This is a genomic window from Bacillus sp. PK6-16 (genome assembly GCF_056530295.1).
In genome coordinates, this window is sequence record NZ_CP096511.1 from 2,126,257 (window position 1) to 2,139,894 (window position 13,638).

The 13,638-nt window shown below is 35.0% G+C and carries 16 protein-coding genes and 1 riboswitch; of the genes, 11 read left to right on the top strand and 5 right to left on the bottom strand.

The genetic code is table 11. The features are described 5' to 3' along the window. Window positions 1-8 precede the first annotated feature (8 nt). The gene (locus M1D66_RS10940; protein WP_242555119.1) at window positions 9-731 is read left to right on the top strand and encodes a YwiC-like family protein; all 723 of its coding nucleotides are present in this window, start codon (window positions 9-11) and stop codon (window positions 729-731) included. 30 nt (window positions 732-761) lie between these two features. Here M1D66_RS10940 and M1D66_RS10945 read toward each other — a convergent pair whose 3' ends face one another. Further along, complete coding sequence (locus tag M1D66_RS10945) at window positions 762-953, bottom strand: hypothetical protein (RefSeq protein ID WP_000554032.1); 192 nt, start codon at window positions 951-953, stop codon at window positions 762-764. A 122-nt stretch (window positions 954-1,075) separates the two neighbouring features. Next, window positions 1,076-1,174: riboswitch (SAM riboswitch) on the top strand. Between the two features lie 100 nt (window positions 1,175-1,274). Between M1D66_RS10945 and M1D66_RS10950 the strand changes: the two genes are divergently transcribed. The 4 genes from M1D66_RS10950 to M1D66_RS10965 all read left to right on the top strand — a co-directional run bounded on the left by M1D66_RS10950 (window position 1,275) and on the right by M1D66_RS10965 (window position 3,133). Further along, window positions 1,275-1,532, top strand: coding sequence for a hypothetical protein (locus M1D66_RS10950; protein ID WP_000171476.1), 258 nt, complete (start codon window positions 1,275-1,277; stop codon window positions 1,530-1,532). Between the two features lie 262 nt (window positions 1,533-1,794). Further along, entirely contained in the window at window positions 1,795-2,184 is a 390-nt protein-coding gene (locus tag M1D66_RS10955) for an SWIM zinc finger family protein (protein ID WP_000271528.1), read from the top strand. 23 nt (window positions 2,185-2,207) lie between these two features. After that, window positions 2,208-2,783: an NAD(P)H-dependent oxidoreductase gene (locus M1D66_RS10960; protein ID WP_001101580.1), complete on the top strand. Its 576-nt coding sequence runs from the start codon at window positions 2,208-2,210 to the stop codon at window positions 2,781-2,783. Next, the gene (locus M1D66_RS10965) at window positions 2,780-3,133 is read left to right on the top strand and encodes a group-specific protein (protein WP_242283512.1); all 354 of its coding nucleotides are present in this window, start codon (window positions 2,780-2,782) and stop codon (window positions 3,131-3,133) included. The genes M1D66_RS10960 and M1D66_RS10965 overlap by 4 nt, the downstream gene beginning before the upstream one ends. Before the next feature lie 40 nt (window positions 3,134-3,173). Here the strand turns inward: M1D66_RS10965 and M1D66_RS10970 are convergent, their stop codons facing one another. From M1D66_RS10970 to M1D66_RS10985, 4 genes are all read right to left on the bottom strand, one after another. Further along, window positions 3,174-4,520: a short-chain fatty acid transporter gene (locus M1D66_RS10970; protein WP_242555120.1), complete on the bottom strand. Its 1,347-nt coding sequence runs from the start codon at window positions 4,518-4,520 to the stop codon at window positions 3,174-3,176. 520 nt (window positions 4,521-5,040) lie between these two features. Further along, window positions 5,041-6,300 (bottom strand): serine hydrolase domain-containing protein, encoded by a 1,260-nt coding sequence (locus M1D66_RS10975; protein ID WP_000768744.1) that lies wholly within the window; start codon window positions 6,298-6,300, stop codon window positions 5,041-5,043. 100 nt (window positions 6,301-6,400) lie between these two features. Beyond that, complete coding sequence (locus tag M1D66_RS10980; RefSeq protein WP_001190318.1) at window positions 6,401-7,600, bottom strand: MFS transporter; 1,200 nt, start codon at window positions 7,598-7,600, stop codon at window positions 6,401-6,403. 15 nt (window positions 7,601-7,615) lie between these two features. Then, window positions 7,616-8,032, bottom strand: coding sequence for a MarR family winged helix-turn-helix transcriptional regulator (locus M1D66_RS10985; protein ID WP_000343680.1), 417 nt, complete (start codon window positions 8,030-8,032; stop codon window positions 7,616-7,618). A 189-nt stretch (window positions 8,033-8,221) separates the two neighbouring features. On the opposite strand from M1D66_RS10985, the gene phaZ reads away from it, so the two are divergent. The 6 genes from phaZ to M1D66_RS11015 all read left to right on the top strand — a co-directional run bounded on the left by phaZ (window position 8,222) and on the right by M1D66_RS11015 (window position 13,527). Beyond that, entirely contained in the window at window positions 8,222-9,124 is a 903-nt protein-coding gene (phaZ, locus tag M1D66_RS10990) for an intracellular short-chain-length polyhydroxyalkanoate depolymerase (protein WP_006920435.1), read from the top strand. A gap of 61 nt (window positions 9,125-9,185) precedes the next feature. Continuing rightward, window positions 9,186-9,413, top strand: coding sequence for a hypothetical protein (locus tag M1D66_RS10995; protein WP_000549500.1), 228 nt, complete (start codon window positions 9,186-9,188; stop codon window positions 9,411-9,413). Window positions 9,414-9,531: 118 nt separating this feature from the next. After that, window positions 9,532-10,728 carry an MFS transporter gene (locus tag M1D66_RS11000; RefSeq protein WP_242555121.1) on the top strand — a complete coding sequence of 399 codons (1,197 nt, stop codon included), beginning with the start codon at window positions 9,532-9,534 and terminating at the stop codon, window positions 10,726-10,728. Next, window positions 10,712-10,912: an NETI motif-containing protein gene (locus M1D66_RS11005; protein WP_000166303.1), complete on the top strand. Its 201-nt coding sequence runs from the start codon at window positions 10,712-10,714 to the stop codon at window positions 10,910-10,912. Before M1D66_RS11000 ends, M1D66_RS11005 begins: the two co-directional genes overlap by 17 nt. A gap of 599 nt (window positions 10,913-11,511) precedes the next feature. Next, window positions 11,512-12,747, top strand: a complete 1,236-nt coding sequence (locus M1D66_RS11010; RefSeq protein ID WP_242555122.1) for a CapA family protein — start codon at window positions 11,512-11,514, stop codon at window positions 12,745-12,747. A 48-nt stretch (window positions 12,748-12,795) separates the two neighbouring features. Continuing rightward, complete coding sequence (locus M1D66_RS11015; RefSeq protein WP_000241986.1) at window positions 12,796-13,527, top strand: M15 family metallopeptidase; 732 nt, start codon at window positions 12,796-12,798, stop codon at window positions 13,525-13,527. The last annotated feature ends 111 nt before the right edge of the window (window positions 13,528-13,638 follow it).

The window sequence follows — 13,638 nt, forward strand, 5'->3', positions numbered from 1 at the left end:
TATAGTTAATGAAGTTAGTTATTCCGAAGCAACATGGTGCATGGGCTATGCTTGTTATTCCTTTTTTATTAAGTGTCGTACTTGGGAAACCTACTATTTATCATATTCCATTGTTTTTAGCGTGGTTCTTTATCTATTTAGCCACATATCCATTTCTTACGTACATAAAGCAAAGACGAAAAAAAGAGTTTTTACAAGCTGCCATTGTTTATTTTATTATTGCGTTCCTATTTGGGGTGATTTCTTTATTATATGAGTGGCGAATTCTTTTATTCGTAATAGTAATGATTCCATTATTTATAGTGAATATGTATTACGCTCGTCAAAAAAATGAAAGAGCACTATTAAATGATATTTGTGCGATTATTGTGTTTTGTATCGGTGGGTTAATTAGTTATTACTTTTCAATGAAGCAAATCGATCATACAGCTATATTCATTGCACTTATTTCATTTTTATACTTTTTAGGTAGTACGTTCTATGTGAAAACGATGATTCGTGAAAAAAATAATCCGAAGTATCGTCTTATATCTTGGGGATATCATATCGTATTAACGATAATTGTATTTGCGATTAATCCGTGGTGTTCTCTCATTTTTATACCAAGTGTCATTCGAGCGATTATGTTGTATGGTAAAAAAATTTCTATTATAAAAGTAGGAATTTTAGAAATTGCTAATTCTGTATATTTTTTAATCATAACGGCAATAATTATGAAGTATGCCATTTGAAAAAACTTCCCATCAATTGATGGGAAGTTTTTAATCTTTTTCTAAAATGTGAACGGTGTACTCGCAACGTTGAATAGCTTGTTCAACAGCATAAAGTGATTGTTCAATACGAGCGCGATTAAAATCTTTTTCAACTGTTTCGAGCGCTTCTTCTAAACAATTTTTAGCTTCTTGTAATGATTGAAAAGAATCTTGTACATATCCGCGAGCATTTTGATGCATTTCATAATCCTCCTTGCGTGTTCGTATATGGGTAGTATGAACAGTAAGGAAGAAAATATAATTTATTATATTTGTTTGACAATTAAAGTGGAATTACGTATAGTAAGAATTAAGTGAATATTTTCTTATCCAGAGAGGTGGAGGGACTGGCCCGATGAAACCCAGCAACCGCGATGCAGGTGCTAATTCCAGCAGAACATATTTGTTCTGGGAGATAAGACGAAGATATATACGTAACTTCTTCTTATCGGAGAGGTTTTTTTATTGCAAAAAAACCGATTACGAAAATTTATATTAAGAAGAAAGGGGTTGCGCATTACTGTGACACTCGAAAAATACGTAAAACTGCGTAGTACAGTTTATGAATATATGATAGAGCAAGATAAGCCGATATCATTGTTAGATATTCAAGAACATATCGTTTCGCATCATGAAGGAAAATTCACGAAAAAGATGTTGCATCAATTTTATTTATCAAGATTATTAGACGAACTAAAACTGGATGGGAAAATTACATTAGCTGATGAATATCTCTATGCTGAAAAAGGGGTATTGTATAAGGCGAGAAAAGGGAGCTAAGCTCTCTTTTTTTCTTAAAATAACGGAGTATGTAGAGTAAAAGACTGCTAAAGCAGCCTGATACAGGGAATGGTGTTGAGTGTGTAGTGTCAAAAATTGAATGTGCCTGAAAGAGGCAATTCATATCGGCTGCAAATGAAAAGAGACACCTTCGCCGAATAGGTGTCAGTCGTTTTGTCACGTAGACTTGCTACTTAACAGTAATTAGAATAACATGCAGGATTTTCGAAGTCAAAAGGGAATTAAAGGAAGGGGTACAATTATGTACGCTTACTTATTAAAAGATATAACGAAATGGATCCCAAAGTACATTGTAGATAAGGGATATGAATATTATGAAGATGGGCATGTAGAAGATGTTGAAATACAAGATAAAAAAGTGTTTGCTTTCGTTACTGGAAATGCAGGGAATTATGAAGTAGTTATCGATCTCGAAGATTTTTCAGAAAGTAACTGTGAGTGTCCCTATGAAAATTATTGTAAACATATGGCGGCAGTTGTTTATGATATGCAAGGTGCTGGTGAGAGTGCAGTTAAAGAGAAACTGAAAGATTTAGAAAAAGAAGAGTTACTTATATTATTAAATCGATTGTTGCAAAGTTCGAAAAACGTACAAATTGTAGAGAAGATGTTAAAGAAGGGGAAACTTTAACGTATAGAGGGAGTTGTTTTGTAGTGAACGTACTAATTATATATGCTCATCCTAGTCCTTCCAGTTTTAACGCGGCGATTTTCAATCATGTGCAAAAAGGACTACAGGAAACAAATCATTCAGTTACCGTACTTGATTTATACAAAGAACAATTTGATCCAGTCCTCGTATTCAATGAAGAGAAGAAAAGACGTGATTTAGTAAATGAAGAGGAAACTGCTCGGTACAGAATGTTAGTAGAAGAAGCAGATACACTTCTATTTATCTATCCAATATGGTGGTGGGGGATGCCAGCAATTTTAAAAGGTTTTATTGATCGTATTTTCGTAGCTGGATTTGCTTATAAATATGAAGGGGCTCTGCCGAAAGGATTATTGCAAGGGAAAAAAGCGTGGGTTATTAATACGTTAGACTCGCCTCTATGGTACGTCGCATTGTTATATCGATCAGCAGATTGGATTATAATGAAGAGAGGTGTTTTACGTTTTTGTGGCATTCGCGATATAAAACGGTCAGTGTTTCAATCTGTGAAAACGAGTAAAGTATCAAAGCGTGAGAAATGGTTATTACAAATAGAAGAAAAGGCTCGTGCATTATGAATGAAGTCGATCGTATTATAAACTGTGTTCAGTATGATGGCGAACTTTTTCGGAAGTATGTTACGTGTTTACTTCAATTGAAAAAATGTAGCGAAACATTTCAGCAAATTCAAATAGAGTTAAGAAATGATTATTTAATAAGAGGAATTTGTGAAAGAGAAGTTGATGAGGTAGTACGGGGAAGTAAAGAATATGAAATGCATTTTCTTCCTAAAGTATTACAGTGGAATTTTTTGAGGGGAAATCCACATCTAATTGAAAAAGTGTGCGAAGATTTTTTTGCATTTGAGTCATTACATCTTACGGAGTTAGAGTGGGAGAAGATTATAAAATTCATGGGAAATAAGTGATTTATTATGTAAAAAAGCTAGTATAAAACTAGCTTTTCGTTTAAATAAATAAAAAGCATAGACTAATGATGAAACCCGCATATAGTAAGTTCACAACACAAAATCCCATAATGTCACGAGCACCTAAACCAGCTATCGCTAATTCTGGTAATGCCCAGAAAGGTTGAATTAAATTCGTCCAAGCATCGCCCCATGCAATTGCCATTGCTGTTTTTGCAGCAGGTACACCAAGTTCAGCGCCAGCTGGAATCATAATTGGTGCTTGCACAGCCCATTGACCGCCGCCAGATGGAACGAAAATGTTAACAATGCCAGCACTTAAAAATGTAAAGAGCGGAAAAGTCGTTTCATTTGAAATGCTAATAAAGAAATTAGAAATAGCTCCTCCAAGTGAAAGTCCTTCACTATTTGCTCCAATCATCATGCCCATAATTCCTGCGTAAAACGGAAATTGAAGTAAAATGCCAGAAGCACTTTTTGTAGAGTCTGAAAAAGCACGAATATACTGAATCGGAGTACGGTGGAAAATAAGACCTGCAATTAATAACATAAAAATCACGATATCGAGAGTAAGGTTAAAACCTTTCGTATAAAAGTAATTGAAAATATAAATGAGACCTAACAATCCAACGCAAAGTGTAATAATAATGCTATTTTCCATCTTTTCAGCGAACGTATTTTTTTCTACTTCTTGAGCAGCAGCTTCTTCATGGAACACGCTAGGATCTACTGTAATCGTATGTTTTTCATCTGGATGCATCGCTTTATTAATGAGAGGCATCGTAATGAGAAAAATAATAACTGGAACGAGAGCGTATGGTGAGAATAACGTTTCTGTTATTGGAATCGCCTCTTTAATACTTCCAGCAGTCGTTTTAATTAACGTTTCACCGCCTGTTGCTAACGTAAGAGGGATAGAGGCAGAAAGACCGGCATGCCAAATGAGAAATCCAGAGTAAGAAGAGGCGATTGCTAGTCTATAATCTAATCCGTCCAGCTGCCTTGCCACTTCTTTTGCGTATAAAACAGATACAACAATTCCAAAGCCCCAGTTTATGTATGCACCAAGTAAACTTACAATTGAAATGGCAATAATGCCTTGTCCATTCGTTTTTGGTAGTCTGGCAGCTTTCGTTAATCCTTTTTTAATAAGAGGAGCATTTGCTAAAGCAGATCCAGTCACGAGTACAAGTGCCATTTGCATAGAAAAGGCGAGGAGTCCCCAAATTCCATTACCCCAGTGATTAATCATTTCTACAGGTGTTTGGTGAGTCGCAAACATACCAAAGAAGATAACGAAAACAGTTAGTAAACATGATAAAATAAACGGTTCTGGCAAGAAGCGTTGCACTAAGGCGACGCAACCATTTGTAAAGGAACGAAACAAAATAGATCAACCTCCTTATGTATATGTATTACAATTATTCGAGGTTGGTTAGGAGATAACCTTCAATGTAAAGAAAATTCAGATATTTACAGAGTGGTAATTTATTGATAGATTGATATAGAGCCTCGTATCAAATTCTGCTTTTAATATACTAGAAGAAAAACGGTTGGAAATGGGGTAGCACTTATAGGGATAGTATAGAGAAAGGTTACTAGCTGGCTTCAAAGCAACTGTTGCAAACTGGTCAAAAAATAAAGTTCATCATCCCGGAAGAAACTTTATTTTCATCTATAGAAGAAATTTTCGACCAATATGAACAGACAATCTTTGTAAGGGAAGTGTTTTAATACATTCTCCAAAAGATGTGGATGTATAAGTTAAACGCTCAATTAAAATTGTAAACTGCTTATAAAATTTTCGATAGGTGTATTTTAGGTAATTGTTTTTTCATTCTTTTCTAATAACGAAAAGATAATTGGTATAGTAGTGTAAATAATGTACTGTAATGAAAAAGCTTCCACTACTGTGGAAGCTTTTCTAAATGATGTGCAATATCAATATACATATTTGAGTAAGTCGAATGTATTTCATTACTTGGCGTTGCGTTAGAAGAGAAATGAACGATTACCATATTTGCTTTCGGATCGATGTAAAGTGTTTGTCCGTAACTACCTAACACTTCAAAAGCACCTTGTTCATTGTGCGGAATCCACCATTGATTATGATAAGAAATGGAAGCTCCAGGGCCAATTGCAAGTTCACCTTCTTGGACATTTTTTACACTTTCTGTAATAGAAGAAGGGAGAATGTGTTTTCCGTTATATTCCCCGTTGTTTAATAGTAATTGCCCGAATCTCGCCATATCTCTAGCAGTTGCATTTAATCCAGCACTAGCTTGTTCTACTTTTGTTTCATCTGTAACGTAATACGCGTTTTCTTCCATACCAATTTGAGACCAAATTCGTTCGCTTACATTTTCAGCTAGTGATTTACCAGTAATAGTTCTAATAATCCAAGCGAGCGTTTCTGTTGATCCGTTATTGTAAGAAAAGGAAGAACCAGGCGGTGCAGTTTCTTCGGCTTCCCGTAACATATCATAAATTTTCATCGGACCGTCGTAATTTTTGCCACGGGGTAAAATATTGCTAGCTAAATATAATTGTGCATCTTGATTTTCTAGCCCAGGTTGCTCATATCCATGAGTAGGATATTCAGCTGAAACTTGCATGTCCATTAATTGCTGAAGTGTGGCATTACCGAACGGTGTGTTTTTTAATTCTTTTATGTAAGTGTCAGCTGTTTTCTCTAAATCGATACGATTCTCTTCAGCGAGAGATTGTATAATTGCCCCGGTAAAGACTTTTGCTAATGATGCCATACCATGAGGTTCATTCTGTTTATACCCATTGAAATATCGTTCGTAAACAAGTTGTCCATTATGTACAACGACAAAAGCATCTGTTTTGTTATCATCTAAAAGTTTTTTTAGAGGAGTTGTATTTCCGAATCTACGCTCCACAGCAAAATCGTCTAAGTTTTGCAATGCGGAAGGGAAGTGAGCAATTTGGTCAGGATTGTTTTTTACGTCATTAACTAAAGTGAATTCTTTCATGTGTGTGTACGACCAACGTAAGTAAGGGTCATTTAACCAGTTTTCTTTTGTCACATTATGTTTTGATGGAGTCGTTTTATTTTGTTTGAAGTAAGTAAACCCAAGCCCTGTAATTACAAATATGAATGTTAGTATAAGTAAGAGTAGGGGAGATTTTTTTAGTTTCATATATGGCCCTCCTTTTTATTTCTACTATAAGTATACGCTCGTCTTGAAAGAAATACAAAATAAGGAAAGTAAACGGGGAAGTTTACTTTCCTTATTAACGTTAAGCGGAAATTTTTCCGTCTGTAGGTTGTTTCTTGAATTTTTGTTTTCGTCCGTGTAATCCATAATATAAAAGTAAAGTGAACGCAACGATAATAGCTGCGATAAAATACATATTATGATAACTGGATTTCGCTGCGACAATACCTAAAATGAAAGAACCAAAACCAATACCACTATCAAAGAATGAGAAATACGTAGCTGTCGCAGAACCACGTCTATGGTTTGGAGCGGCAGAAATCGCAATCGTTTGGAAACTCGGAATTAATGTCCCGTAACCTAAACCGATTAGCATACCTGCGCCAAGGAACCAAAATGAAGTTTGTGCTTGGCTTAATATGAACATTCCGATTGTGAAAATAATGATAGCAGGGTAAACGAGTACATTTTCACCGAAGCGATCAAAAATCTTTCCTGTAAATGGACGAGAAATGACAACAACAAGTGCGTATAAAATAAAGAAGTAACTTGCAATTTCACTTAAACCGAGTTCTTTCGCATAAATAGGAATAAAGGATAAAATACCACTATAAGAAAAGGCTAAAACAAATCCTGTAAGTGCAATCGGAATAGAAGATGGTTCGATTAAGTCTTTCCATTTCATTTTTTCACGTTTTTGTTTGCTAACAGGTGCTTCGTGTGGAATATCTACAAGTAGTCCTAATAAAAATGCAAGTAATGAAAATACGGAACAAACGATAAATAATACAGTAAACGAAAAATGAGAAATAATTGTTAAACCTAAAAAAGGACCAATTACCATCGGCAGACTCATAAATACGCCGAAATATGCAAGCGCTTCGCCTCGTCGATGAGCTGGCGCAACATCAGTTACAATCGTACCAGTAGCTGTCGTTGCCATCCCGAACCCAATACCGTGCAAGAAGCGAAGGGCAAGTAATAAGAATAAACTTTGCGCACCGAAATACATAACAGTAGCGGCTAAAAATAATGAAAGTGAAATAAATAATATTTTCTTTCTTCCTAAATCATCGAGCCATTTTCCTGTGAATGGTCTACATAAAACAGAAGAAATAAGAAACACAGTTGCAACTAAACCAATTTCCTCAGGTTTTCCTTTTAGCCCGTCTATAACATAGACAGGCAGAGTAGTCATAAGCATGTAAAATGTTAAGAAGAGAAATAGACTACTAAAACAAGTTCCGAGGAAATCCTTCGTCCAAAGTTTCTCACTTTGCATCGTCATCCCTCCAATTTAATCTAAATTTTTAATAATTTGTTGTAACACTTGAAATGCTTGATGTAAATCATCTTCATTAATACCTTCTAGCGTTTTTTCTTCGAAAGTATCAACTTCTTCTTGCCATACTGGAATCATCTTTATCGCTGTTTCGGATAAAGAAATGAGCTTCTCGCGGCGATCTTTACCTTCTGTACGAATAATCCATCCCATCGTTTCCATACGTGTTAACGTACGAGTCATCGTTGGTGATTCAACATTTAAATACTGGCATAATTCTGTTTGGGTACAAGAACCAGTTTGATTAATGCGGAAAATAACAGCCCATTGCGCACTAAATAACCCTGTTGGAGATACACGTTCATTAAATTTCTTCGTAAACTTTCGAGAAGTCTGGCTGACGATGTGAAAAAAATGTTGTTTTTCGTCCATGTATTTTGATCCTTTCAAATTAGTTACCTAGCTAACTATATACTTTTTTATAATAATTGTCTAGTAATAGACATGTTGATTTATGTAAAAAATTCTTATAGGTTTTATGTTGCGAACGTATATTCTACGTGCTATTCTTTAATTAAGTAAAGAATTTTCTTTCTATTAAATAGAATGGGGGAACTTGTGATGATTAAGCCTGCAACAATGGAGTTTGTTTCACTATCGAACGGAGAAACGATTGCATATCAGGAAGTTGGAAGGCGAAATACAGATATTCTTGTACTCATTCACGGGAACATGACATCGTCACAACACTTTGATTTAGTTATTGAAAAGTTGCAAGATCAATACCATATTTACGCTCTTGATTTAAGAGGGTTTGGACAATCAACGTATAATCAGTCGATAGATTCATTACAAGACTTTGCAGACGATGTAAAATTATTTATTGACGAGTTAAAGCTAGAGAAATTTTCATTAATGGGCTGGTCAATGGGTGGTGGCGTTGCGATGCAATTTACAGCGAATCACCCAACTTTTGTAGAAAAGTTAATTTTAGTAGAATCAGTAGGAATGAAAGGATACCCAATCTTTAAAAAAGATACGAATGGGCAGCCGATTGTATCAAGTTTAGTAAAGACGAAAGAAGAAATTGCGCAAGATCCAGTACAAATCGCTCCAGTATTAGATGCGATAAAAAATATGAACAAACTATATTACCGTACAGTATGGAATCTATTAATATATACACATAATCAACCTGAACCGGATCGTTATGAAAAGTATTTAGATGATATGTTAACGCAACGTAATTTCGTAGATGTGAATTATGCGCTCATTACATTTAATATTTCAGATGAACATAATGGGGTTGTAGAGGGAAGTAAACAAATTCATCGTATTAAAGCGCCAACACTCGTCATACAAGGTGATAGAGATTATGTCGTACCGCAAGTAGTCGGTGAGGAATTAGCGAAACATTTGCCAAATGCAGAGTTGAAGGTATTAGAAGATTGCGGACACTCGCCGTTTATTGATTGTTTAGATGTATTTATAAAACATGTAGAGGATTGGTTAGAACAGAAATAATCCCCGAAATGAGAAGTGTTGCATATACTATAACATTTGTATGTATAAGGGGAGATTATCAATGCATAAACCATCCTTAATCGCTTATTCGCCATATAATCATCATATCTATACAAAAATAATGATAGATCCGATGTATATGCAAGTTTCACCAGCTGTAGTTCCTTTACAAATGCAGCAGCCACTAACAGCTCATATGCAACATTACTTATATGGACCTTCATTTTATGAAAATCCATATTTTAAACACTTTCATTACAATGTGAAAGCGCAAGTTTGGGAAGGATAAGATAACAAGCTAAAAGGTTCATTCTTTTAGCTTGTTTTTTATTGCGAATATTCGTACACGCATTTGAAGAAACAGTTTATAATGAAAAGTGGAAGCGTGAGAAGGAGAGGGACAGAGGATGTCAATGCGTTTTACTTTTTGGATTATGGTTGGGATTGTAGCAATCTCGGGTTTGTCACAAGGAATGCTCTTACCGGCCATTGCAATGATTTTTGAACAAGAAGGGGTTAGTTCAAGTATTAATGGTATTCATGCGACGGCATTGTACATTGGGATATTAGTTATTTCGCCGTTTCTTGAAAAACCGATGCAAAGGTTTGGAATGAAGCCGATTATTGTTATAGGTGGGTTTCTCGTTATTATTTCATTATTCTTTTTTACACAAACATTTTCATTTTGGGTATGGTTTATCCTTAGATTTCTAGTTGGAGTTGGAGATCATATGCTTCATGTCGGAACACAAACATGGATCACGACAACATCAGACCCAAGTAAAATAGGGAGACAAGTATCGATATACGGTGTATTCTTCGGAATTGGTTTTGCCGTTGGTCCGTATTTAGCAAGCACTGTGCAGTACGGTCTTGCGACACCATTTATTATATCTACTATACTTTGTTTAATAGGTTGGCTTTTACTACTTCCAACAAAAAATGCATTCCCAGCGCAAGATGAAAGAGAAGTGAAGAGTGAATCATCATTTTCTCGTTATAAACAAGTTGTTGGATTAGGATGGATTGCACTGCTGGGACCACTTGCATATGGCGTACTTGAAGCAATGTTAAACAGTAACTTACCAGTATACGCACTTCGTAAAGGGTGGTCTGTTTCAGATGTATCCTTCTTGTTACCAGCATTTGCAGTTGGGGGTATTATTACACAAATTCCGCTCGGTATATTAAGTGACAAATACGGAAGGGACCGTATATTAACGTGGACGTTCTGTATAAGTACGGGCATTTTCTTGCTTGCAGCCATATTTGATCAATATTACTGGATCGTCTTTGCCTGCATGCTTTTAGCGGGTATGGTTATTGGATCGTGCTTCTCTTTAGGGCTTGGATTTATGACTGATTTATTACCGAGACACTTACTACCAGCAGGTAATATATTATCCGGAATCGCTTTTAGTTTAGGCAGTATTATGGGACCTGTATTAGGCGGCGTATTTATAGAAAAAATACAGTATACAAGCTTTTTTATTGCGGTTATGATTATAATGGGAATTCTCGCAATGTTATATATGGTCTACATGAAAAATCAATTCGCATCAAGAAAAATAGAAAGTAGGTTAGGGCATGACAAAACAACCTAATAAAAAGAAATTTGAAGTACTTGAAAATGAAACAATTACAGACTGCTTAGCACGTATGGAACAAGAAGGCTACGCTCCGTCTCGTCGTATGGAAGAGCCAATCTTTCATGAAGTAAAGAAAGACGGCAAAACAGTAGTTGAGCCGTGCGGTAGGAAGATTGTTTTTGAAGGGAAATTGAAGTAATCCAATAACAAATTCTCTTTATAGTATAGAGCCATCCAATAGTTGGGTGGCTTGTTTTTTTATTAATCAATGAAGGAATTGAATAGAATGAATCTCTCGTTCATTTCTCCTAATGGGCTTCTTTATATGGGACAAAAGATTGCTACTTTTTTCGTATATTGGTAAAATAAGTTCTTGGGTCTTACTTATTGTTATCGGTATAATGTTTGTCGCTTGAATGAAAGAAATTAGTTACAAAAATTTCGCACTATGCAAAGGGGTACAGCAACGATCCCTTTTTTGGGAGGCACCTTAAACATAAAGCGAGAGAAGAGGCTATATGAACGATTCTCCTATCTTGTTTAAATATTAAACGAGTTACTGCAATTGGAACAGGTATATCAAACTAGTCGACATCCTGATGGATCATCTTTTTCTAGTAATCTATCACTTCTGATGGAATCGATAGATTGCTAGAAAGCGGAAAATAATTATTAGTATATTCCGAAGCAGGTGTAACAGAGTGTCCTTCCATAATTAAAGGTAAAACCAAAATACGTTGTTGTAAAGAATGATTTGTTAGAACTAGTTATAAGGAATAAAACAGAAAAGAGGATCACATGTTAGATACTTTACAGAGAAGTAAAAAGTTTTTTTTAGTATGTCTTATTTTTTTAGTGCTTTTAACCGCTTGTGGTAATACTGATGTTAAGACATCTAAAGCTTCATTACCACCGGCTGAATCCAATATAGATACATCATTAAAAGCACCAAATTGGGTAGATAAAAGTCCTATCCAACAGTCTCCTAATTTTACGGAAGATAAAAAAGTACAATCGGTTGTGAATTTAATAGCTACGGGTGATAATTTATATCATGACGCAGTAATTAAAGATGGCAAACAAAAAGACGGTTCATATGATTATAATTATATTTATGAAAATATCAAAAAAGCTGTTAAATCAAGTGATCTTGCTATAGTGAACCAGGAGACTCCGATTGCCGGAAATAATTTAAAAGTACAGGGATATCCGACTTTCAATACACCTGAAGAAGTAGGCCAATCTTTAGTGGACACTGGATTCAATATAGTGACGCAAGCGACAAATCACGCTATGGATATGGGTATTAAAGGTGTTGCGAATACAAGAGAATACTGGAAGAAATATCCGGATGTTATCCCGGTAGGTATTAATGAGAGTCAAAACGAGCGTAATGAAATAAAAACGATTACAAAAAATGGTATTCGTTTTGCGTTACTAAATTATACATATGGTACGAATGGAATTAAAATTCCAGCTGATAAGTCTTGGGCTTTAAATTTAATTGATAAAAAAGCGATACAAAATGATGTGGAAAAGGCAAAGAGTAGCTCTGATATGGTGATTGTTATGGTGCATTGGGGAGTAGAATATACCTCAACACCTTCAAAGCAACAAAAAGAAGTTGCTCAATATTTAACAGATTTAGGTGTAGATGTAGTAATTGGAAATCATCCACATGTAATTCAACCAATTGAGTGGAAACAAAATAAAGATGGACATGAAACGCTAATCTATTATTCTCTTGGAAATCTTATTTCTGCGCAAGAAAAATTAGAAACATTAGTTGGAGGATTATCTTATGTACAATTTGTTAAGTATGAAGATAAAACTTTTGGTATACGACAAGCGGCAATCGTACCGACAGTAACCGACTATGCCGATGGTAAGAAACAATTTAAAATTCAATTTTTAAAAGATTATTCGGATGAAAATTCTAAAAAACATGGAATTAAAAAATTTATCGGCCCCGTTTCTTTGAAGGATTTCAAGGAGATTCCTAGAGACGTGTTGGGAAATTGGTATAAAGACTAATAAACAAAAAGGGAATGAGATACAATTAAAAAATTTATAATTTTAGCATTGGTATTAGCAATGGGATGGAGTCTTGCTGCTTGTAGTGGAAAGCAAACATCTCAGGCAACTACTAATAATAACGATAAAAATAAAAATGAAATACATGCGAAGAAAAAAGATGTTTTACCTATCTCTGATGTTAATGATTGGAGAATTATCCTTGTAAATAGAGAGCATATGTTATCAAAGGAACTAGGAATTGAATTAACAAGTATCACCCAAAATGCGAAGCCAAATATGAAAATAGATAGTAGAATTGCAACTTCCTATCAGGATATGGTAGCAGCTGCAAAAAAAGAGGGAATCAATCTTTATTTAAGATCAGGTTATCGAGCTATAAAATTACAACAAACGTATTATGATGCGTCAGTTAAAAGCTATAAATCTCAAGGTTTGTCGGATAAAGAGGCTAGTGCTAAGGCATTGGAATATCTTCAGTATCCTGGTGCAAGTGAACATCATACTGGATTAGCGTTAGACATTATTTCAGTTGAATGGCAGAATACTGTAGAAGATTTAAATGCAAAATTTGAAACTACCGATGCATTCAAATGGTTAGATAAGAATGCTGCAGAATATGGATTTACTCTCCGCTATCCAAAAGATAAAGAGAATATTACTGGCATTAAGTATGAGCCATGGCACTATCGTTATGTAGGAAAAGAAGTTGCTGTTTATCTAAAAGAAAAAGGGTTAACTTTAGAAGAATATAACGAAAAAATTAAATCTGGTAAGTAAAAATATGCTTTAATTTTATTAAACATTATGCACTGCTACAGGAAAAGGTGAATCTGAGGATGTGTTAACCTTCCGCCTAGTATTGTAAAAACTGAGTATGATAATTTGAGC